18 protein-coding genes and 1 tRNA gene are annotated in these 21,814 nt (G+C 41.2%); all 19 read right to left on the bottom strand.

The genetic code is table 11. The annotated features are described in order from the left end of the window. Positions 1–6: 6 nt before the first annotated feature. The 19 genes from MK396_RS05920 to dprA all read right to left on the bottom strand — a co-directional run bounded on the left by MK396_RS05920 (position 7) and on the right by dprA (position 21,759). Positions 7–780, bottom strand: coding sequence for a nucleotidyltransferase domain-containing protein (locus MK396_RS05920; protein ID WP_268723974.1), 774 nt, complete (start codon positions 778–780; stop codon positions 7–9). Between the two features lie 135 nt (positions 781–915). Further along, positions 916–1,866: a bifunctional riboflavin kinase/FAD synthetase gene (locus tag MK396_RS05925; RefSeq protein ID WP_268723975.1), complete on the bottom strand. Its 951-nt coding sequence runs from the start codon at positions 1,864–1,866 to the stop codon at positions 916–918. Positions 1,867–2,009: 143 nt separating this feature from the next. Then, positions 2,010–5,549: a chromosome segregation protein SMC gene (smc, locus tag MK396_RS05930; protein ID WP_268723976.1), complete on the bottom strand. Its 3,540-nt coding sequence runs from the start codon at positions 5,547–5,549 to the stop codon at positions 2,010–2,012. Then, positions 5,540–6,238, bottom strand: a complete 699-nt coding sequence (gene rnc / locus MK396_RS05935) for a ribonuclease III (protein WP_000661472.1) — start codon at positions 6,236–6,238, stop codon at positions 5,540–5,542. Before rnc ends, smc begins: the two co-directional genes overlap by 10 nt. Positions 6,239–6,420: 182 nt before the next feature. Beyond that, a tRNA-Arg gene (locus MK396_RS05940) sits at positions 6,421–6,492 on the bottom strand. A 68-nt stretch (positions 6,493–6,560) separates the two neighbouring features. Next, positions 6,561–7,547, bottom strand: coding sequence for a GMP reductase (locus MK396_RS05945; RefSeq protein WP_268723977.1), 987 nt, complete (start codon positions 7,545–7,547; stop codon positions 6,561–6,563). A gap of 173 nt (positions 7,548–7,720) precedes the next feature. Then, a complete protein-coding gene (locus tag MK396_RS05950; protein WP_268723978.1) occupies positions 7,721–9,025 on the bottom strand; it encodes an McrC family protein in 1,305 nt (434 codons plus the stop codon). After that, on the bottom strand, positions 9,012–10,664 hold the full coding sequence (locus MK396_RS05955; protein ID WP_268723979.1) for an AAA family ATPase: 1,653 nt from the start codon (positions 10,662–10,664) through the stop codon (positions 9,012–9,014). The genes MK396_RS05950 and MK396_RS05955 overlap by 14 nt, the downstream gene beginning before the upstream one ends. A 164-nt stretch (positions 10,665–10,828) precedes the next feature. Beyond that, positions 10,829–11,608 (bottom strand): L-threonylcarbamoyladenylate synthase, encoded by a 780-nt coding sequence (locus tag MK396_RS05960; RefSeq protein ID WP_084849756.1) that lies wholly within the window; start codon positions 11,606–11,608, stop codon positions 10,829–10,831. A gap of 24 nt (positions 11,609–11,632) precedes the next feature. After that, positions 11,633–12,226 carry a 3-isopropylmalate dehydratase small subunit gene (leuD, locus tag MK396_RS05965; protein ID WP_000410640.1) on the bottom strand — a complete coding sequence of 198 codons (594 nt, stop codon included), beginning with the start codon at positions 12,224–12,226 and terminating at the stop codon, positions 11,633–11,635. Between the two features lie 9 nt (positions 12,227–12,235). Beyond that, the gene (leuC, locus tag MK396_RS05970) at positions 12,236–13,618 is read right to left on the bottom strand and encodes a 3-isopropylmalate dehydratase large subunit (RefSeq protein WP_268723980.1); all 1,383 of its coding nucleotides are present in this window, start codon (positions 13,616–13,618) and stop codon (positions 12,236–12,238) included. A 3-nt stretch (positions 13,619–13,621) separates the two neighbouring features. Continuing rightward, a complete protein-coding gene (locus MK396_RS05975; protein ID WP_268723981.1) occupies positions 13,622–13,891 on the bottom strand; it encodes a DUF1294 domain-containing protein in 270 nt (89 codons plus the stop codon). Further along, positions 13,888–14,925, bottom strand: coding sequence for a 3-isopropylmalate dehydrogenase (gene leuB / locus MK396_RS05980; RefSeq protein WP_268723982.1), 1,038 nt, complete (start codon positions 14,923–14,925; stop codon positions 13,888–13,890). Before leuB ends, MK396_RS05975 begins: the two co-directional genes overlap by 4 nt. Before the next feature lie 11 nt (positions 14,926–14,936). Further along, the gene (locus MK396_RS05985; protein ID WP_268723983.1) at positions 14,937–16,499 is read right to left on the bottom strand and encodes a 2-isopropylmalate synthase; all 1,563 of its coding nucleotides are present in this window, start codon (positions 16,497–16,499) and stop codon (positions 14,937–14,939) included. Between the two features lie 314 nt (positions 16,500–16,813). Then, entirely contained in the window at positions 16,814–17,470 is a 657-nt protein-coding gene (locus tag MK396_RS05990) for an MmcQ/YjbR family DNA-binding protein (protein ID WP_268723984.1), read from the bottom strand. 43 nt (positions 17,471–17,513) lie between these two features. Beyond that, positions 17,514–18,146: a copper homeostasis protein CutC gene (locus tag MK396_RS05995; RefSeq protein ID WP_268723985.1), complete on the bottom strand. Its 633-nt coding sequence runs from the start codon at positions 18,144–18,146 to the stop codon at positions 17,514–17,516. A 93-nt stretch (positions 18,147–18,239) separates the two neighbouring features. Further along, positions 18,240–18,599 (bottom strand): YbaN family protein, encoded by a 360-nt coding sequence (locus MK396_RS06000; RefSeq protein WP_007516860.1) that lies wholly within the window; start codon positions 18,597–18,599, stop codon positions 18,240–18,242. A 106-nt stretch (positions 18,600–18,705) separates the two neighbouring features. Continuing rightward, the gene (topA, locus tag MK396_RS06005) at positions 18,706–20,793 is read right to left on the bottom strand and encodes a type I DNA topoisomerase (protein ID WP_268723986.1); all 2,088 of its coding nucleotides are present in this window, start codon (positions 20,791–20,793) and stop codon (positions 18,706–18,708) included. A gap of 117 nt (positions 20,794–20,910) precedes the next feature. Further along, positions 20,911–21,759 carry a DNA-processing protein DprA gene (gene dprA, locus MK396_RS06010; protein WP_268723987.1) on the bottom strand — a complete coding sequence of 283 codons (849 nt, stop codon included), beginning with the start codon at positions 21,757–21,759 and terminating at the stop codon, positions 20,911–20,913. Positions 21,760–21,814 lie beyond the last annotated feature (55 nt).

The raw sequence follows: 21,814 nt of genomic DNA on the forward strand, positions 1-21,814 counted from the left end.
AAAACCTCAGTCGTGGCCTAATTCTTCAAGGAAAAATTGATTTAGAGCTTTCCACTCTTTCTTTTCCTCTCTAACACTTTGAACGTATGCATCCAACTCTTGGATGTTAGCTAAAATATAATCTTGAATTGGCATTATCGGATCAATTTCCATACCTTCAGGCCCATTTATCTTAATGTCTAGCAATCTTGAAACATGCTCCTGCATTTGAGACGGAAGTAATTCTTTGACCAAATCATCAAACAAAATCGGTGGAACAGAATGGTATTTTTCAATCCAGCGACAGGCTAAAATAGGACGAAGCACATAGAAATACTTTTTAGGTTTGACCTTGTCTCCAGAAAGATACTTATTCATTTGAGTTCTTGCAGTGTTCAAGTAATGGTGGAGCATTTTTTTCTCAGAAAAATACTGGTTGGCAAGTGGACGTATGCGCTCAATAAAATCCGTTTGTTGATAGACAATTGGTGACTGTAACCATTCAAACAGTGTAGGATTTGACTTATAAAGGAGTTTTAAAGTCTTGTCTAAATCCCAGCCACTCACATCCCAAGTGTCGTCAACTGGTAGCTCGATAACATCACGCTGTTCATTTAAACGGAGATAAAAATCTTGCTTGTGTTTGTAGATAAACCGTACATCAAAGTCACTATCGGGAGACTCAAACCCCCAGGCACGACCACCAGACTCAATAGCCCACAAAACTCTGACACCATAATCACGCTCAATTTCTGCTAATTTTTCCGGTACCAGAACATTCATTTCTTCTTGCGTTTGCATAATAAAGCCTCGTCTATATTCTGAGCATAAGTAGATGCTAAAATAGGGAATTATGGGAACTAAAAAGAATTATATCACTCTTTCAAAACTACAATCAAATAAACTAAACCTTCTATAAGCTTATTCAGACGTTTTCTATACCTGAGCCCCTTGAATAACAGACTCTCCATCCTTCCAGTTTCGAGCAATCTCTTCGTCTTTCTGGAGTTGGTCTACAAGTTCTTCTACGGAGTCAAATTTGACCATATCGCGGACACGGTCCAGCCAGTAGACCATGACTGTCTCACCGTAAATATCATCTGAAAAGTCGAAAATATTGACTTCAAAACGTGGTTCTTCACCATCAAAGGTAACATTTTTTCCAACACTTGCCATTCCACGATATCTCTGACGTTGCACTTCGATATCGACTACGTAAACACCGTCCGCTGGCATGTAAGTTCGGTCTCTTAGGACCAGATTGGCTGTTGGATAACCGATAGTACGCCCACGAGCATTTCCATGAACGACCATTCCGCGAGATGGGAGCGGAGTGCCGAGCAGATGATTGACTTCCTTTACATCTCCATCAAGAATTGCCTGACGAATCCGTGTAGAACTAATCTTGCCCTTTTCGTCTTCGACCGGAGGAACAATGATGATCTCTCCATCAAAATAATCCTTCAGGTCATCCGCAGTTTTCTTATCTGAACCAAACGTATAATCAAATCCCGCTACGATAATGGCTGGTTTTAAAGCCCTAACATAAGTATCAAAGAATTCTTGACCCGTTAAACTAGCAAATTTGCTACTAAAGTCCAGTAAGAAAAGAGCCTCTACTCCGTGCCACTTCATCTTGTGCTCCCGTTCCTCGTGATTGACGATATGAAGCATGAGCTCAGGTTGGTAAGGTTGTAAGGCAAGTTTTGGTGACTCCGTAAAGGTCATCACGACAACTGGCAGATAATCCTTCATAGAAGCCTTACTGGCTACTTCAAAGAGTTTCTGATGTCCCTTGTGTATGCCATCAAAATAACCTAGTACAAGGACTGTTTTCCCTGGTACTGCAATATCTTTTTCGTTCTTAATAGGTACTGTTGTAATCATGAAACTATTATATCATAGAGAAAGTCTTTTCGCTAAGAGGAAATCCCAAATGTCGTTTTTTGCGCCTGAAATGACCGTAAGAGAAAATTTAGGGCTTTAGTTTTAAAAAATAGCACCTCCTAAGAGATGCTATCGTTTGGTAACTAGTCTATTGTTTCTTCTAAATCTTTTAACTTAACCGAAACAATCTTAGACACACCTGATTCTTGCATGGTAACTCCATAGATAGAGTCCGCTGCCGCCATCGTCCCCTTACGGTGGGTTACGACGATGAACTGACTATCCTTGTCAAAGCGGTTGAGGTAATCCCCAAAACGTTTGACATTGGCTTCGTCCAGCGCTGCCTCTACCTCGTCCAAGATAACAAAAGGAATGGTCTTAACACGGATAATGGAGAAGAGCAGAGCCAGAGCAGATAGGGCTTTTTCACCACCACTCATAAGATTGAGAGACTGGATTTTCTTACCTGGAGGTTGGACAGAAATCTCCACACCAGCAGTTAAAAGATCGCCCTCAGTCAATATCAAGTCTGCCTGACCACCGCCAAACATCTGTCTAAATGTCACTTTAAAGGACTCACGAATCGCCTCAAAGGTTGATTTGAATCGTTCCTTAACCTCATCATTCATCTCTGTGATGGTCTCAAGGAGTAGGTTTTTCGCAGACAAAATATCATCTCGTTGGCTATTGAGGAAATCCAAACGATTGTGGACTTCTTCGTACTGTTCAATAGCATCCAAATTGACAGGACCGAGTGAGCGAATAGCCTTCTCCAAATCCTTAACCTCTTGCTCTGCCAGAGTGAGATCCTCCAGTTCATGAGCCTTTTCTAGAGCCTCAGTGTAGCTGAACCGGTATTGGTCAGTTAATTGAGCTTGTAGATAGCGCAAGCGTTCGCTGACCTTTTCTTTCTTAGCTTCAGCACGTGTTTGCTTTCGAATCCACTCTTCATTCTGCTGGCGAGCCTGATCCAAATGACTGGCAATATCATCCAGTTGACCCTCGATATCATCCAATTCAAACTGCTTGCGAATCAGACCTTGTTGAAGATTGGCTTTCTGAGTTTTTGCCTCTTCCTCCTGCTGGCTTAGTAAAGCCGTATCCACTTTCTCAAGATTATCAACCTTTTCTTGGAGGAGACGCTGGATTTCCTCTTGCTCGATATCCAGATTATCCAGTTCCTTGCCTAAGCGTTCAATATCAGCCACTTCGTACCGTTTTTGTCCTTGCAGTTCGGACTTAAGCAAGCGCGCTTGAGAAATCTGTTCCTGCAAGTTTTGATAACGTTCTTGAATTGCGTTTTTGTTAGACTTAATCTCTTCAATCTCAGATTCCAGATTATGCTTTTCTCTGGCAATAGTAGCAAGGCTCTCTTGGCATTTTTCCTTATCCGCTTGCCAACCTCCTTCAGAAAGACGATTTAATTCCTCTTCTTGAAGTTTCCAAAGAGTTTCCAGTTCTTCGACCTGCTGATTGGTTTGTTGATAAGCAAGATACAAACCTTGCTCCTGAATACGAGCTTGCTCACCCTGTGATTTGATGGCTTCTAATCTTTCTGTTAATACTGCCATCTCATCTTGCAAGGTCTTCAAAGCCGCTTCTTCTGACCGCAAGTCAGCTTCTTCTTCAGCAATTTCTTTTTGTAATTGCTCCAGTTCTGGCTTGATGAAGATACTGTTATTCTGGCGATTGGCACCACCCGCGTAGGAACCACCAGTACGCAACTCTGTCCCATCCAGTGTCACCATACGAACTTGGTAACGAACTTGTCGAGCAGCTGCACGCGCATGTTCTACGGTGTCAAAGATAGCCGTCGTAGCTAGCAAGTTTTTGAAAATGGCTACTAGTCTCTTATCAAACGACACCAGTTCATCTGCCATGCCCAGAAATCCTGGACTTGCAGCGATAGCGTCTTGATTCTGACTAGAGATTGTACGCGCCTTGATAGTCGTCAATGGAAGAAAGGTTGCACGACCAGCTCTGTTACGTTTTAGGAAATCAATAGCCTTAGTTGCTGCGTTTTCATCTTCTACGATGACGTGCTGACTGCTTGCTCCAAGTGCAATCTCCAAAGCAGTTTGATAATGCACCTCAAAGGTCAAATGTTCACTAACTGCACCAATAATCCCACCTAAGCGGTCTTTTTCTTGGAGAACACTCTTAACACCTGCGTAAAAGTTACTATGATTCCTAAGGATGTTTTCCAAACTCTGGGCTCTAGCCTGCTTATTTTTGAGACTATCCAGACGGTCAAAGAGTTGGCTCTGCTGGGCTTGGTAAGAAACTTTCTGTTCCTCTTGTTCCTTGGCACTAGCTTGGTAGTCTGCCAATAATTTCTGAACTTTCTCCTTGGCAGTTTCAAGCTCAGCCTGCTGTTGACTGGCCTTCTCTTTAGCTGTAGCCAGCTGTTCTTTCAATTTCTCAAGTTGGTCTGCTTGTTTTTGAGATAGCTGACGGCTGTTCTCTAGTTCATTCTCGATGCGGGTCAGTTGGTTTGAGACATCCGCTTCTTCTTGTAAAAGGGCCACAAAACGTTCACGCAGGAGCTCAATCATCTGGTCAGGATCATCTGAAAAAGCCAACAACTCCGCTTCTAGGCGATTGAGTTCCTTATTATTTTCAGCTAGACTTTCCTCTAACTGTTCCAAATTTCCTTCTTTTTCAGCTTTTTCCTTACTTAGAGCCTTTCTCTTATCTTCTAGAGTCGCCAAACGGACTTGTGACTCTTGTTGATTGAGGGCTACTTGCTCAGATTCCAGTTTGGATAGGGCTAGTTTTCGCTCTAAGTCACTAATCAAACTAGTCAAATCCATTAAGCTTCCTTGGTCTTTAGCCATTTCAACTTGGAGATCTTGGCGTTTCTTTTTAAGAGTTTGATTTTCCTCTTCTAACTCTTCACGCTTTTGGTAATAGCTAGTCAAAAGTTCCTGAACCTGCGTTAGCTCTTCTTCTGTTAACTCTAGTTCAGTCTTGTTTTCCTTGATTTGGGCAACCAGTACATCCAAGTAAATCGCCTTACGTTGACCATCCAAGTCTAGAAACTTACGAGCGTTCTCGGCTTGTTTTGCAAGGGGCTTGATTTGATTGTCCAACTCGTAGATAATGTCCTCTAAGCGGTCGAGATTGTCTTGAGTTTGTTGCAGTTTGCTCTCTGTTTCTTTTCGACGAGTCTTGTATTTTAAAACTCCAGCAGCTTCTTCAAAAATAGCTCGGCGTTCTTCGGGCTTGGAGTTAAAAATTTCCTCAACCTTCCCTTGGGAAATGATGGAGAAGGAATCTCGTCCCAAACCGGTATCCAAGAAGAGGTCATGAATATCACGCAAGCGAACTTTCTTGCCATCAATTCGATACTCACTATCTCCACTACGATAGATATGGCGTTCTACCTTAATAACTTGCCCCGCATCCTTGATAAAACCATCTTCATTGTCCAAGGTCACGACAACAGAGGCATAATTGAGTGGTTTGCGACTTTCAGTTCCAGCAAAGATAACGTCGGGCATCTTACCACCACGAAGGCTCTTGACACTAGACTCCCCTAAGGCCCATCGCAAACTTTCTGTAATATTTGACTTCCCAGAACCATTGGGCCCAACGACAGCTGTCACACCTTGGTCAAAGACGACCTTTGTCTTGTCAGCAAAGGACTTGAATCCCTGAATCTCAATCTCCTTTAAATACATGAATCCAGCCCTTTCTCAACTGCATTTTTGGCGGCCTCTTGTTCTGCCAATTTTTTAGAACGGCCTTGACCTTTTCCGATACTCTTGCCCTCAACCAGAACTTCTACATCAAAAACCTTGTCATGGGCAGGTCCCGTTTCAGAGGTCACCTGGTAGCGAATATCTACATCTCCATTAACCTGGAGCAACTCTTGCAGATGTGTCTTGTAATCCTTAATCATTTCAAAGTCACCTGCTTCAACCTTGGGGATCATAACTTGATAGATGAACTCTTTTACCCTAGCAACATCCTTGTCTAAAAGCAACGCTCCCAAAAAGGCTTCAAAGGCATCTCCAAGAATGGTGTCACGATTACGCCCACCAGACTTTTCTTCCCCTTTCCCCAGCTTGATAAACTGATCAAACTGGCAATCACGCGCAAAACCAGCCAAACTCTCCTCACGGACAATCATAGCACGGAGTTTAGACAAATCTCCCTCTGGTTTCTTAGGATATTTTTTATAGAGATACTCCGAAATCAATAATTGCAGAACAGCGTCTCCTAAAAATTCCAAGCGCTCATTGTGTGAAATTTTTAAGAGGCGGTGCTCATTGGCATAACTCGTATGAGTAAAGGCAGTTTCCAGTAAGTTTTTGTCTGCAAATTCGATTGCAAAACGCTTCTTTAGTACAGTTTGTAATTCTTTCATACCAACCTCTTTCTAACTGATAACAGTCTCTTTCATTATATCAAAAAAAGCCTCCTGAGTCACTTTAAAACGGGACTAGAGGGGATTTGAGCATTTTTTAGAATAAAATTTTCAATTTTAAGGGCAAATTTGGCGCGAGATAAAGAAAAAGCCTTATTTAAGGCTTTCTTGTGCTATTTACATCCACCCTGAGGGAATCGAACCCCCATCTCAAGAACCGGAATCTTACGTGATATCCATTACACTAAGGGTGGAAACTTGTCTTATTATAACAAAAATTTGCTCTAATAACAAGTTTTTTTATGGGGAGACTAAGCGTCCATTAGTGTGATGCATCCCCGTTCCAGATAGAGTTTTTTACGATAACATAATCAACGTGTTTAAGATCAGCAAGTCTGCGTCCACCTGCGTAAGAGATAGCACTTTGTAAATCTTGCTCCATCTCAGTAAGGGTGTCTTGCAAATGCCCTTTGGCAGGAAGTAAGATGCGTTTACCTTCCACATTTTTGTAAGCGCCTTTTTGATACTGTGAAGCTGAACCATAGTATTCTTTGAACTGTTCACCGTCAACTTTAATCGTTTTTCCTGGACTTTCGATGTGTCCTGCAAAAAGGGAACCAATCATGACCATGCTAGCACCGAAACGGATAGACTTGGCAATGTCACCATGGGTACGAATCCCACCATCAGCGATGATTGGTTTACGCGCAGCCTTGGCACACCAGCGAAGGGCAGCCAACTGCCAGCCACCTGTACCAAAACCTGTCTTGACCTTGGTGATACAAACCTTCCCAGGACCGATTCCAACCTTAGTGGCATCCGCTCCAGCATTTTCCAATTCACGCACAGCTTCTGGTGTCCCAACGTTGCCCGCAATGACAAAAGTATCCGGCAATTCTTTCTTGATGTGTTGAATCATAGAAATCACGCTATCCGCATGACCGTGAGCGATGTCAATCGTGATGTACTCAGGAGCATTAGCCTTGAGCTGGCTAACGAAATCATACTCATAGTCCTTGACACCAACAGAAATGGAAGCAATAAGCCCTTGATCGTGCATGCGTTTGATAAAAGGAATGCGCCCCGCTTCATCAAAACGGTGCATAATGTAGAAGTAACCGCCTTTAGCAAGTTGCTCTGCTACGTTCTCATCCAAAATCGTCTGCATATTTGCTGGCACAACAGGTAGTTTAAAAGTGTGTTTTCCAAACGTAATACTTGTATCCGCTTCTGAACGGCTTTTAATCACACATTTATTAGGGATCAACTGAATATCTTCGTAATCAAAAATTGGAAATTCATTTAACATATCGATGTCTCGTTTCTTTTATAATGACCTACCTATGCTTGCGCATCCCTACGCCTTTTCCCGACGTTTCCTTGATTTATTATAAACCAAAGTACAGTTTTTGTCAAATATTTGTAATAATCACATTATATCGTTCGGAAATCACTTATATAAATAGCAAAAAAGTGGAGAGATTACTTTCTCCGCACTTCTTCATCAATAATCGCTTTAAAATTTTCTTCTGAATTTTCCATCATTTTACAAAATGCACTATAGGATGAGGCATTCTGAGGGATTTGGATAGACCACTTCTTCAATTGAGCTCCATAGCCAGCTAGTTTTCCTATTTCACTATTTACTGACTGCTCCATACTAGGAAAAATCAGTCCAGCTTTCTCAGCTTTTAAAATATAAGAATAGGAAATCAGCTGGAACAAGTCCTCGCGGTTAATTCCTTTTTCAGTGAACTCCAGTTTTTTATATTTTGCATCTAGAACAATCTTTCGTTCTCTGTCATAAAAATCTGGATATACTTTTCGTTTCCCAACAGAAAATACTGAAATTCCGTTCGTCTTATCTTTATTTCGTGGATGGATGAAACCTTTTGGCAACAAGCTGTAAACATACTCTTCCCAAAGCCAGGCAACATCAAAGAGAATACCATGTACCATCTGGGCTTGAGGTCCAAGACCATGCTTTTCTCTACTCAGAATCATCAAGCAGAGTTCCTGTAATTTTCTATACTCTCTGAAATAGGCGTGTCGGATGGGTTTGATTTTATTCATTCTGATAATCTTGGCACGATTAGCTAGTTTATAAGCTGGAGTTACACGAGTAATTTCTGTCATATTTTCACGATTACTATCGAGCAGAACTCCGAAACTTTTCTGATTCTTTATGTACTCAATCGTATTCCGAATCAACTGCATGAGTGGATTATCATAGGTAAATTCCCTAGTGGTATAGGCAATATTTCCCATAAAAGGGAGATTTTTTTTCAGATGATTTCCAACATCTAGTACACCCTTTACATGACTATCGTTATGGAAAAATCGCTGGTATTCCTTATAAAGACCTTTTCGGAGAGCAGCTTGCAGATATTTGGGAAAGAGGTAAATCAAAAGCTGATAGAGTTTATCCTCTGGAGATAGACCAACATCCAAACTAGTCAGATTGATATTGAGAACCTTTTGTAAAAGATAATGCAAAAAATGGTCGTTACTTCCATCAGAAAAACGAGAGGAAATCGTTAATCTTTCCTGACCATATCCAAGAAAACCAATTACATTTCCTGTCTTGATTTCCTGATTAACTGTTTCAAAAATCTTTTGGTCCTTGTCTAAATCAGGAGAATATTGCAGGTCATTTGGAAATATAAAGATACAGTCCTCTCGAGAAAGGTTATCTAGTGTTCTATCAAGAAGTGCTTGACTAAGGTTGGGATATTCTGTGGCAAAGTCTTCTTTAGCAATTCTATGCTGATTATCAGTTATCCGCATCATTATCACCAGTATCTTGCTGACCATTTTGATCATTATTTGTCAGTGCAAATGCTTTTTTCAAAGTTTCCAAAGTTTCAACCTCATCATAAGAACCTCGCAAGTAGTCTTCTAGGAGAGGCTTAATATAATCAGACCAGAGTAATTCATAGTCAAAGTCCACTTCTTCCAACTTAAGGAAATAACTTGGTCCGATATGATAATGACTGTTTAGCTCCTGAACGTTTTCGATAGCAGCGTTCAAATTTCTAAGACGAAGTTTTGCTTCTTCTGCATGGATACCCAGTTCTTTATCTAACATAGCAACTTGACTTTCAACAGTAACTTCAACAAAGCGGAAACGACGACGCATAGCAAAATCAAAGGTATCTACTGAACGGTCAATATCATTCATTGTTCCGATGATGTAGACATTCTCAGGAATATAAAACTTGTCATCCGTCTCATGTAAATTAGCATACTGGGTAGAAACGCTTCCCTTTTCACCACGATAACCAGGGTCTATAGAGAAAAAGAGCTCGCCAAAAATCTTAGAAATCTCCCCACGGTTGATTTCATCGATGATGAAGACGAATTTCTTATCAGTATCAATTTCTGTTGGGGAAACATAATCTTTCAGACCAAATCTTTTCTTTAAAGTTTCTAGGACTTTTTTTCCTTGATTACGATAATAGGGCTGTTTCAGATATTTTCCATCTTTATAGAGTTCATAAACATAAGATTTTGTTAAGCAAGTTCCTTGGGCTTTAGTTTCATAATTGATATTAAAATTATTTCTACTATTTACTGTGAGATAGGAAAATTCTGTCAAATATTCTTTTTCATCTCTGCTATTTACATATTCAAGATAAAGATCCCACGCTTCCTCAAAATTATCTTGGCCTCCAGTTTTCTGAGCTTCTTTAGCCTTCTGACAAAACTTCTTAAAAATACCATCTTCTAGCTTAAACTCGATAGATCCATCACCATTTGATACAGGTCTCAACCCCTCTACAAAATCAGTATAATCATAGGATGGATGAAATTGTACAAATTCGATTTGGTCTTCGTTGCCACCCGTTAACTCCATAGCAATTTCTTTAGCAAGATAAGTTTTTCCTGTGCCAGGAGCACCGCGGAGGATGAGGTTTTTGGATTTTCTTAATTTATCTAAATAATCGTCAATATTTTTATTCATAACAACTTTCTCTATATTTTTTCTGTATGTACCATTTAGAATGGATTTATATAAATTGATACGTTCTGAATTTCTATCCCAGTTGATGGTTTGTCTTGTACCTTTTTTACCTTGGTATTCCCATCCACCATCTACTTTCAACCAATTAACACCAATACAATGTTTAAACTCTGTTTTTGTTTCATCAAAGTAATATGTTTTCACACATTGTCCAATACCTAAAATTTTGTTAAATCCTGAGGTAGCTATTATATAATCATTTATTTTTATGTCATGTGCAAACTTCCAAATAAATAAATTGCTCCGCTTTCCTTGCTTCAATTCTTCAGGATTATTGTAATCTAAAATATTAGATAAATTAGAATCGAAATCTATACAAGCTATATTCTCTTCTTTGAATAAAGACCAAACTTTTCCACCTCCTCCTGCAACTATCATCCAATAATTTAATTTTTCTTCCATTTTGTAGCTCCATTTTCATATTATAGGCTAGTTAGTATTTAATATTTCAAAATCCTATTTCACATATAGAATATCATATCCCATAGAAAAAGAAAAGAAATTCTAAAGAAAAAGCCCAGTGTTAGGAGCTTCAATGTCTCTGAACACTAGACTTCTTTTCAATCTTAATAATACTCACCTTGACGGTAGTCCCATGAGTTAAAGGTATCTGACAGGTGCATCATGATTTTATCAATGTCAAGCCCTTTGCGGATAACGACTGGTGCTGGTGAGATTGAACGGTCTCCTCCTTGTTCTGGGATGAGCTTACCATCTTTATCAACCATAGATACCATCACACCTTGCTCGTAGCGAGTTTCAATCGTTTTGTCAGGTTGGATAGATGCCACATAGTCGTCTGCTTCGATGACAAGGTCCACTGCTCCTTCGATACGTTGACCGATACCTTCCACCTTACCACGGTTTCCTTTACCAGATGGGTTAGCTGATGAGGCATAGACCATTTTACCTTCTTCCCAAAGTTTAGCAGCCAACTGTTCACCAGCTTTACCAAACTTGATAACAAAACAGCTTGTACCACGAACGTCTGTCATAAGTTCTTCACGGCCATCACCGTATGCTTTAAGTTTTTCAAAAGCTTCTGGTTTCCAAGGAAGGATACAACCAAGGAGAATATCTTCATCCCAATGTTTTTGGTAGAAGGCTTCAATTTCTGGATTGAGTTGTGCTAAAGCGCGAAGCTCATCCATGCTACCACAAAGTACAACACCTGGTTTGTTACGGTTACGCTCTTTGGCTTCAAATTTGCGTTCAAGTCCTGCTTTATCGCTAGTCATGATAATGTAACCAACTTTTGTAGGGCAAACGATACATCCGCCCTCACCTTTTAAAATGTCATAGCCTTCTTGAGAAAGTGTTCCGTTCCATTGAATGTGTTTTGTCATAGTTCTATTTCCTTTTCTATTTTTCTAATCCTGCCAGTAGGCTGGACGTTGTTTTTCATAGGCAGCAATCAAGTCTTCATACTGCAAAGTAATTCCGATATCATCCAAACCATTTAAGAGCTTGTGTTTCCATTCGCTATCAATTTCGAAAGTGAATTCTCCAACTGGTGAGATGATTTTTTGTTGTTCCAAGTCCACAGTTACCTGATCGGTCGGTTTGAGTTGGGCTAGCTTTTCTCTAACCTCCCTAGGCTGAACAATAGGCAACATGCCATTATTGAGTTCATTATTGTAATGAATGTCCCCGAAAGATCCTGCAATCACGACCTTAAAACCATAGTCAGCTAGAGCCCAAGCTGCGTGTTCCCTCGAAGACCCCGCACCAAAGTTATCCCCTGAAATGAGAATACTAGCTTTACGATATTCAGGTCGGTTAAAGACAAAGTCTGGGTCCTCAGTGTAGTTATCGTCCAGATAACGCCAAGCATACATGAGGTACTTGCCAAAGCCTTTCTTATCAATCAACTTGAGAAACTGCTTGGGTAGGATTTGGTCGGTGTCGATGTTATCATTCATGAGAGGAACGGTCGTTCCCGTATAAACTGTAAATTTCTCCATATCCTCTCCTTACTGGGCCTCTGGCATTTGCCGAACATCTACGAAGCGCCCTGCGATAGCCGCTGCAGCTGCCATGGCTGGACTGCAGAGATGGGTTTTAGCACCAAATCCCTGTCTGTCTTCAAAGTTGCGGTTACTGGTTGAGGCACAGTGAACCCCATCAGGGACCTTGTCAGGATTCATCCCTAGGCACATAGAGCAACCTGGGTCTCGCCACTCAAAGCCAGCATCTAAGAAAACCTTATCCAAGCCCAACTTCTCAGCAGCTCGTTTTACTGGACGAGAGCCCGGAACCACGATTGCTGTTAGATTAGGAGCAATTTTCTTTCCTTTGACAAATCGCGCAGCCAGCTGTAAATCGCTGAGCCGAGCATTGGTACATGAACCGATAAAGATATAACCTAGTTCAATATCCGCGGGCTTTTGACCCGGCTGCAAATTCATGTAATTATAGGCTCGCTCATCATTCATATCCTTAATTTCTGGGAAACTGCTGTCAAAGTCAACCCCCATAGCAGGATTGGTTCCCCAAGTCACCATAGGAGCCAAATCTGAGACATCCATCCGGATAACCTTATCGTAAACAGCATCCTCATCACTGACAATTGTTTTCCAGTCCGCCACTGCTTCTTCGAAGTCCTCTGGAACACATTCGCGTCCCTTGAGATAATCATAGGTTGTTTGATCCGGATTCATAATGCCCATCTTGGAGCCAAACTCTATGGACATATTGCAGATGGTCATTCGTTCTTCCATGCTCAATGCATCAATAGCTTGTCCACGATATTCCACAACATAACCAACACCACAAGCAACGCCGTACTTAGCAATCAAGGCTAAAATGAAATCCTTGGAATAAACTCCTTTTTGAGGGACACCAGTGAATTCTACCAACATTTTCTTGGGTTTGACCTGCCAGAGGGTTTGGGTAGCAAAAACATGCTCAACTTCACTGGTCCCAATTCCAAAAGCGATGGCTCCGAAAGCTCCGTGGGTTGCTGTATGGCTGTCTCCACAGACGATGAACTTTCCTGGTTGGGTTCGACCTGTTTCTGGACCAACCATATGAACAATACCTTGCTTTTCAGAACCGTGAGCCGCATGCTCAATTCCAAACTCTTCAACATTTTCAGCCAGTTTATCAATTTGTGCCTTGGAAATAACATCTCGAATATCGTAGATATTGACCGTCGGGACGTTGTGGTCAAAGGTTCCAAATGTCAAGTCTGGTCGTCTCAATCTTCGTCCTGCATCTCTTAAGCCTTGAAAAGCCTGAGGACTGGTCACCTCGTGGATATAGTGCTGGTCCACATACATGAGTTGGGGCTGCCCCTCTTCTCCTGTGATGACATGACGGTCCCATAATTTATCAAAAATCGATTTTCCTGCCATCCATTACCTCCAAATAAAATATAAGGCTACTAGTGTAGTCACCATCCCGAGAAACCAAACTGTTTTAAAATACCATTTTCTAGTCTTGTGGTGAAAGGTGATTCCTGCCAACCAGGCACCAAAACCACCACAAGCAAGGGCTAAAATGAGTAAGATTTTCTCTGGGATGCGCCAAACTCTTCTCCTTGCCTTGGATTTATCAATGCCATAAATCAAGAAAATCAGCAAATTCCAAATCAAGAGGGCAAGCGTGATTCCTTCATTTATCTTCATAATCTTTCAATGATGGCTTCTGTCATTTCCTTGGTCGAAGCCTGTCCTCCAATATCTCTTGTTAAAATGCCAGCTGCTAAACTAGCTTCAACAGCACGCTCGATACGCTCTGCATCCTCATAACGTCCAAAACTATCTCTCAGCATCATGGCAACTGATAAAATCATGGAAATAGGATTGGCAATTCCTTGACCTGCAATATCAGGTGCCGAACCATGAATAGGTTCATAAAGACTTGGACCTTTTTCAGAATGACTAGCTGATGGCATGACACCAAGTGTTCCTGATAGAACACTCGATTCATCAGATAAGATATCTCCGAAGAGATTATCTGTCACGATGACATCAAACTTAGCAGGATTGGTAATCATGAGCATGGCAGCTGAGTCCACCAACTGGTGCTCCAAGGTTACATCTGGGAAATCCTGCGCAACTTCCTCAGCCACTATTCGCCAGAGTTTTGATGTCGCTAGAACATTTTGCTTATCGATACTAGTAACGATTTTTCTGCGACTTCTTGCAATTTCAAAGGCCTTACGAATAATCCGCTCCACTTCCTCATAGCTGTAGTCATTGATATCACGCGCTTTGCACTCTTCAAGGATATGATCCCCAAAGTAAATCCCCCCTGTCAACTCACGTACCACGACAAAGTCTACACCAGCAATTCGTTCCGGTTTGAGTGGTGACAAATGCTTGAGACTGTCAAAAATCTTTACAGGTCGAATATTGGCATAGAGATTGAGTTCCTTACGAAGAGACAGCAAGCCTTGTTCAGGCCGAACCGCTGCTCCATCATACTGAGGACTACCGATAGCCGCTAGGAGAATCGCATCTGCTTCTCTACATGACTTGAGGGTTTCATCAGGTAAGGGATGTCCCTCAGCATCAATACCTGCACCCCCAAAGGGGCATCTGTCAATCTCATAGTCAAAACCTGTTTTTGAAGCTAGAGCTTCCAGAACTACTAAACCAGCTTCCATAATTTCTGGACCGATTCCATCCCCTGCTAGTGCTACTATTTTCTTTGTCATAGCCTTCTCCTTTACACACTAGGCATGTCTCGGTAGGAAACGCTGCGCCCCATCTCACCTGCATTCTCTTTTTGAACAAAGGTATTGGCATTGATGTAGGCAATAGCCGAAGCCTTCAATACATCGAAATCAAGACCTGCTGCGTTAAAGATGGTTTCTGTATCTCTGTTTTCAACAGTGACCAAAACACGAGCCTGGGCATCGATTCCATCTGTCACAGCATCAATGGTATAGGACACCAAGCGGACAGATTGGTTAAAGAACTTATCGATAGCGTTAAAGATCGCTTCAACAGAGCCTTGTCCTGTCGCATTGAATTCGACCTTCTCATTATCCATGTTGGCTAGACTAACGAGCGCTTCGATGTCATTGTCCGCATGGGTTTGAAGTTGTAGATCATCAAAGTGGAAGCCTTCTGGATTTTCAACCATTGTTCCAGCTACCAGAGCTCGAATATCTGCATCTGTGATTTCTTGTTTCTTATCCGCTAGTGCCTTGAACTTAGCAAAGAGTGGTTTGATATCCTCTTCTGTAAAATCTAGGGCCAGTTCTCTTAGTTTTTCAACAAAGGCATGGCGACCTGACAATTTACCAAGCGGAAGGCTATTACTCTTAACACCGACCAATTCAGGTGTGATGATCTCATAAGTAAGAGGATTTTTAAGGACTCCATCTTGGTGAATACCCGATTCATGAGAGAAGGCATTGCCACCAACGACAGCCTTGTTTTTAGGAACTGGAATACCAGAGAAGCGAGAAACCATTTCAGACGTATTCATTGTTTCATCCAAAACAATATCACTAGTTGCTTGGAAGAAATCCTCACGAATCTTCAAAGCAACAGCTACTTCTTCAAGAGCAACATTACCTGCGCGTTCACCGATACCATTAATAGTTCCCTGGACACGTCCAGCGCCGTGTTTAATTGCTGTCAAAGTATTTGCAGTTGCCATACCGAGATCATCGTGACAGTGAACACCAAAGACAACTTTATGATCTGATTTAATATTTTCAGTCAAGTGATCAAAGATGCGTGCAAACTCTTCTGGAGTCGTAAAGCCAACTGTGTCAGGGATATTGATATAAGATGCACCTGCATCGACCGCTGTTTGAACGACTTGTAAGAGGAAATCCAACTCTGTTCTAGTCGCATCTTCAGGAGAGAACTCGACAACCTCAAACTTAGAACGTGCATAAGAAACATGCTCCTTAATAGCTTCTAAAATCTCTTCCTTGCTCTTATTGAGTTTATACTTGCGGTGAATCGGACTGGTAGCGATAAAGACATGAATTTGTGGATACTTGGCATCCTTAAGAGCCTCATAACAAGCATCAATATCAGATTTTACAGAACGAGCTAATCCTGTCACTGCTATTTTTTTCATGGCTCTAGCAATTTTTTGAACAGCTATAAATGAATCTGGACTAGCAGCAGGAAAACCAGCTTCAATTACAGAAATTCCCCATTTCTCCAGCTGTCTTGCAATGGAAACTTTTTCCTTTATTGAGAAGTTAACACCAGGTGTTTGTTCCCCATCACGAAGACTTGTATCAAAAAATTCAACTTTACGCATAAGATTTCCCCTTTTCCAAATATGGTTTTAAAAAAACATCTCGCTCAGAAGCCCAAGCGAGATGTTGATTTACTCCCGCTTGGTAAGCCAAACAGGACTAATGCTTCTGCACTAGCCCGAGTACCTCAACAACAAAGCAAATTGATTAAACTTAGCTGTTTTCATGTTTGACTTTCTCCTTCGTTTGATGTCTTGTTAAGTATTTTAGCATAGGAAAAATCTCTTGTCAAGAAAAAATCCAATATTTTCTGAAAATTTCTTCAGTAAAGAATATTTTGCTAATTGAAAGTGTTTGAAAACTCAAGCGAATTTCTTTATTTTTTCACGGTCAAGTTCCAACTTCTTTCGATAAGTTCTAACACTTCTTCATCTTGCAAACTATCATCAAGCGCCAGACTAAGCCAGTAACGTTTGTTCATATGAAAGGCAGGATATATGCCTTTTTGTGAAAGTAAATCCGCTACTTGGTCGTGTTTGATATTGACTGCTTCGACTAGTTCTTCTCTTCCCTTTTCCAGCTTATCCCATGGGATTCTCATCAAAACAGCATACCACTTTTGATTGTCTTCATGGCGCAATACAGCTGTATCAGGCGATTTTTCCCACAAATACTCCAATCGATTACCATACTTTTTCTGAACTTGAGCCATGATACGCTTAGTCTGAGGACAGATAAAATCCTGCACATCAAAGCAAGCATTCCGAATCTGGTAAAGAATCTCCAAACAAGCCTCACGGACACTTCCGACAAAACTTCCCCTCATGCTTTCCATGTGAACTTGAGGATAGAGGTCACCAGTCTCCTTATCAAAGACCTGAAAACTCACATTATCAGGAGTGATGGAGACTGTCACGAAAAATTCACCCTGCAAAATCTGGCAACTATAGGTCCAGACTTCTCCATTTTCTACAAAACCATAGGCATTAGCTTTTTCTTTATTAAACTGATAGGATTTAAAAATTTCAAACATAAGTGAAAACTGCTACCAAAAGCTAGCAGTTCCTTTCTATTTTTTAAAAGACAACCTTGGTACCGTGAAGTTGTGTCACGCCCAGCTGGTCGATAAAGGTTTGACGGTTGTCCAAGTCAATCCCACCACCAGGTAAAATTTCAATTTTACCTTTTGCATGTTCCAAAATTCTGTGATAGTGATCAAAACGTTTCTCTAGCAAGTCCCCAGAAATTCCAGCACGAGTTAAGATACGAGTGACACCAGCTTGGCTGAGCCAGTCAATGGCTTCCAACTGGTCTTCTTCGCTCAATTCATCAAAGGCCATGTGGAAGACAATTTCCATTCCTTTTGATGCAGCAATCAGCTTCTCAAGATTATCCTTGTCCAACTTCTTATCAGCAGTTAAAGTACCAAAGACGACCCCTTGGCTACCTGCTTGAGCAGTTATACGAATGTCTTCTAGCATGATGGCTATTTCAAGATCAGTATAGACAAAGTCGCCACCACGGGGACGAATCATGGTCATGATGGTGCTATCGTAGTTAGCTGCCAATTCAACTGCTGCCTTGATTACTCCATAGCTTGGTGTTGTCCCGCCAACTGCTAAATTATCACAGAGTTCGATTCGACGAGCTCCAGCCTGCATAGCTTTTTTAAGCAAGGTCACATTTTCAGCACAAAATTCGTAAATCATTTGATTCTCCTTGATGTTTTCTTTAAATTTATTATATCATATTATTTTAAATATCCTTTCATTTTTATCAAGGCAAATAACTACTATTTTTATCTATTCTTTGTCAGGAATGACTTTAAAGAGATAGTAGGTGATAAAGATAGTCAAGGCTCCCAGACCGATTTTGACTGGCAAAAGAGGGGCAAAATAAATAGAAATTCCCATCAAGATATAGATAGATACGATGATTTTTTTCTTTCGTTCTCGCGCGATAGACTTGGTTTCACGAAAGTCAGCTACATAAGTCTGATAGAGCTTGGTGTGATAAAGCCAGTCTTCAAAACGCTTAGAAGATTTTGAAAAGCAAGCGATAGCTAACAAAAGAAAGGGAGTTGTTGGTAAAAGTGGTAGGACAACTCCAATAACAGCTAAAGCCAGTGAAATAAAGCCAATACTTAGGTAAATAATACGCATGTCTTCTCCTAATTGAAATAATCTTCTACTAGTTTCCCACAAAGTGAGGAAATTTGTCAAGCTTCAAGTAAAAAGAGCCTGAAATTTATTTTCAGGACTCTTCGTGTTATTTAATTTTCTCTTCTTCGTAGTCGCCATTACTACATACAACCTGCTTGCCACCACCACGGACCTTTTTCTCCACAAGGAAGTGTCCGCATTTTGGGCAATCACGTCCAATTGGTTTATCCCAGGAAGTAAATTCACATTCTGGGTAACGATTGCAACCATAGAAGATACGATTGCGCTTGGTTTTGCGTTCAATGATTTGTCCTTGATGACAGCTTGGACACTCGACTCCAATCTCTTTGACAATCGCTTGTGTGTGACGGCAGTCTGGGAAATTGCTACATGCATAGAATTTACCAAAACGACCGAGCTTAATCACCATCGGACTGCCACAAACCTCACAGTCAAATCCAGCTGGCTCATCCTTGATCTGGATTTTTTCCATTTCAGATTCAGCCTTGGCTACTTCTTTAGAGAATGGTTTGTAAAAGGCATCAATGACCCGTTGCCACTGCTCTTTCCCAACTTCAACATCATCCAGTTTCCCTTCCATTTCAGCTGTGAAGGTCACGTTTACGATATCTGGGAAATATTCAACAATGAGTTTATTGACAATTTCTCCCAGTTCTGTCGGTTCAAAACGTTTAGCAGCCAGACGAACGTAGTAACGTTTTTGGATGGTTTCAATGGTCGGAGCATAGGTTGACGGGCGTCCAACTCCATTTTCTTCCAAGGTCTTGATAAGAGTCGCTTCTGAATAGCGAGCAGGTGGTTGAGTGAAATGTTGTTCTGGCTTGCTATTGACCTGCTTGACCACATCTCCAACAACCATATCTGGCAACATTTTGTTCTTGTCAGAGTCGTTGTAGATAGCAAGATAACCATCAAACTTAACTTGGCTTCCATTTGCCGCAAACTGAACCCCATTTTGAGAAAGCTTAACAGCCATGGTATCAAAGACAGCAGCTGTCATCTGGCTTGCCACAAAACGGTTCCAGATAAGGGAATAAAGTTTGAGCTGGTCTTTGTCCAAGTACTTAGCGATGCTTTCAGGTGTATTAAAGACACTAGATGGACGAATGGCTTCGTGGGCATCTTGAGCACCTGAGGCATTCTTGACCCTGCTACCATGCTTGGAATACTTGCTACCAAAACGGTCGTTAATGTAGCTTGCCGCTTCATTCTGAGCTACTGGACTAATACGAGTCGAGTCTGTACGCATATAGGTAATCAAACCTTGCACACCTGATCCGATATTGATCCCTTCATAGAGCTGTTGAGCCACCATCATGGTCTTTCGAGTACGGAAATTAATTTTGTTAGCCGCATCCATTTGCATGGTTGAAGTCGTATAGGGTAGGGGCGCATTGCGTTTGCGTTCTTTCTTATCTACCTGGTCTACTGTGAAATCTTTGCTAGTCAAATGGGACAGGACTTCTTTGACTTCTTCATTAGTGGTCAATTTCATCTTTTTGCCATTCATACCATAGAAAGAAGCCTGAAATTGTTTGGTTCCCTTCTTAAAAACACCATCAATTGTCCAGTATTCTTCCGGTTGGAAGGCATTGATCTCATTTTCACGGTCAATGATGAGCTTAAGGGCAACTGACTGCACGCGTCCTGCTGATAAGCCCTTCTTGACCTTTTTCCACAAAATTGGCGAAATTGAATACCCGACCAAGCGGTCTAAGACACGACGAGCTTGTTGCGCGTCGACCAAGTCCATATCAATCTTACGAGGTTCTTTAAAGGCATTTTTTACTGCGTCTTTGGTGATTTCATTAAAGACTACACGGTTGGCATCATTCTCATCCAAATCGAGAATATGAGCCAAATGCCAGGAAATCGCTTCTCCTTCACGGTCCGGGTCACTCGCCAGAAAGACTTTATTAGCTTTTTTGGCTTCTTTTTTCAGATCATTGATGAGAGGACCCTTGCCTCGGATATTGATATACTGCGGTTCATAGTTATTTTCAATGTCAACAGACATACTGGATTTTTTCAAATCACGGATATGCCCGACACTGGCTAAAACTTTGTAATTTCTGCCTAGATATTTCTCAATCGTTTTCGCTTTAGCAGGCGACTCCACGATGACTAGATTTTTTTTAACTGTTGATTTTTTCTTCTTTGTTGCCGTAGCCACACTATCACACCTTTTCAAAGTAATAAACTTTATAAAGTGTAAACCATTTTTCTATAGCTGTCAAGACCTAAGTCCTATATATAGAAGAAAAGTTTATCTGAGTGAACAAATTTATTCTTAAAATTCAAACTCAGCCAGCACATCTTGACCACTGGAAATCAGCTTTGCTCCCTCTTGAATCAGGTGGTGACAGCCATCTGAATGGCCATCTAAAATGTTCCCTGGAATGGCAAAGACATCACGCCCTTCCTCCATGGCACGCTCACAGGTGATGAGACTCCCTGAACGCATCCTTGCCTCTGCTACAATCACACCACGGCACAGTCCTGCTATGATTCGATTACGAGCTGGAAAGTGAAATTTCAAGGGTTCTTCACCTGGACCGTACTCGCTAAGTACCAAATGGTGATTGCCAATGTGTTCCTGCAAACGTTTATTGGCTCGGGGATAAAAAACATCCAATCCTGTTCCAATCACTGCAATTGTTCTTCCTCCATTCTGGAGTGCAGCCATATGGGCAGCCGTATCAATCCCTTTGGCTAAACCACTGACCACGATTAACTCGTTTTCCAAACCTTGAATGACTTTCTGGACCGACTTTGCTCCCTGACTAGAACATGAACGACTCCCTACAACAGCAACCTTTGGAAATTTCAACAGGTCTAGATTTCCTTTATAAAACAAGAGCGCTGGAGCATCATAAATCTCACTCAGATCCCAAGGATAACAGTCATCAAGAATCGAGAAGGATGGAAATTTCTGAAACTCCTTCTCCAACTGTGCATCATCTATCTGGAAATAGCGTTCCATAAAGACAGCAGGATTACGACAACCTGAAATTTCTGCAATTTCACCTAGCAAGAGCTCCTGATCTACAGTCTCGTCGTACTCAAGAACAGTTAAAATCTGCTGATTGGTCAGCCCAGCTTTTCTCAATTTGTAAATCTCATAGTTTGTGATCTTCATATACAACTCCATTTCTTTTTCTACTCATCTATCTATTCGTAAAAAAAATAAAAAG

Source organism: Streptococcus oralis, from assembly GCF_026782235.1.
GTDB classification, from domain to species: Bacteria; Bacillota; Bacilli; order Lactobacillales; family Streptococcaceae; genus Streptococcus; species Streptococcus oralis_CC.